Here is a 1478-nt window from a genome sequence, read left to right on the forward strand (position 1 = left end):
GGGTGGGCCGGGGGGTGGCGAGGCCGCTGAGGGCGGGGCGCAGCCGGGTGGCGAGCTCGCGGGAGAGCTCCTCGACCAGCCGGCGCACCAGCGGCCGGAGCGTGGCCAGCCGCTGCTCGGGCAGGCCGCCGGCCAGGTTGAGCACGGAGGTCAGCAGTTCCACCGACGGGCGGACGGAGGCCGGGTCCAGCTCGGCCAGGACGTCGGTCCGGCCGGYTTCCGCGGCGCTGCCGAKCACCTCCTCGCGGACCTCCGCACCGAACAGCGCTTCCAGCTCCTCCGCCCAGTCCCGGGCGGAGGGGAAGGACGCCTCCGATCCGCCGCCGACACCGCCGGGGAAGTCGGCGGCACCCTCGCCCCGGCCCGCGCCGTAGAGCTCGTCCAAGGCCTGCGCGTAGCGTCGGGCGCCGTCGGGCAGCCGCTCGGGCTCCCGGCCGAGCAGCAGCCGCCAGCGGTCGGCGGGGGCGAGCAGCGCCGTCTCCGAGGTCTTCGGACGGGCCGACAGCTCTGTCGCGTCGTCAACTGCCGAGTGGGCATCGGCAGTTGGACCAAGCCCGAGTGCGGCCAGGGCGGCTGCCGCCGAGGAGTCCGCCGCCGTCCAGAGGGCGAGCAGCTCGGGCGACGCGGTCAGGGTGAGGTCGGGCCGTTCGCCGAGTTGTTCGGCGACGGTCTCCAGCAGGCGCCCGCGCCCGGCCGGGCTGAGCGCGTCGAAGCCAGCCCGCAGGGCGGGCAGCCGGTCCAGGAAGCCCTGATCGGGCAGCCCGTCGATCCGTTCCAGCAGCGGGCCGAGGGCGGTCGGTGCGTACTGCAACAGCGGGCCGCCGGCCGTCAGCAGGCCGGTGAGGTGCCGGGCCAGCCGGCGCCGGGCGTCGGGGTGGGTGGCGGTGTCGACCCAGCCGGCGGCGCGGGTGCCGAGCCGGTCCGGGTCGTCGAGGTCGAGCAGGACCCGGGCGGCCAGCGCCGCGCCCTGGACCAACGGCGAGGCAGTGCGGGCGAGTTCGGCGAGCGCCGCGTCCATCCGCAGGCCGAGGCGGTGCTCGCCGGCCCGGGTGGCGAGGGCGACCAGCGCGGCCGCGTCGCCGGGGTCGTCGCTGCCGGAGAGCCCGGGCAGCCCGCGGACGGCCGCATCGAGCAGCACCACGGCCAGCTCGGCCGCCTGCGCACGGGTCGTCTCGGTGGTGCCGGGCAGATGGCCCCGGCGCAGCGCCTCCAGCAGGTCGAGGGCGCTGAGCAGCTCCGGCAGGGCGCCGGCGGCAGGCAGCAACTCGGCCGCTTGGGCGAGCAGTTCGGCGACCAGAGCGGGCAGGTCGCAGGCGGCGGCGGAGCGCAGCCCGGCCAGCAGCTGGGTGCAGCTCGGACCGCCGTCGGCGGTCTGTTGGCGGGTGCGTTCGCGCAGGGTGCCGGCGGCGGCCAGCTCGGCGGTCACGCCCCGGACGCCCGCCAGGTCGAGGCGGGCCGCCACCGACGGCGTCCAGCAG

1 protein-coding gene is annotated in these 1478 nt (G+C 78.0%); it reads right to left on the reverse strand.

What is annotated here, in order from left to right:
* A partial coding sequence (locus tag ACXJMZ_RS37210; protein WP_457034418.1) for a DUF5682 family protein occupies positions 1-1478 on the reverse strand: 1478 nt, incomplete at both ends.

The sequence above is a fragment of the Kitasatospora sp. P5_F3 genome (assembly GCF_054049135.1).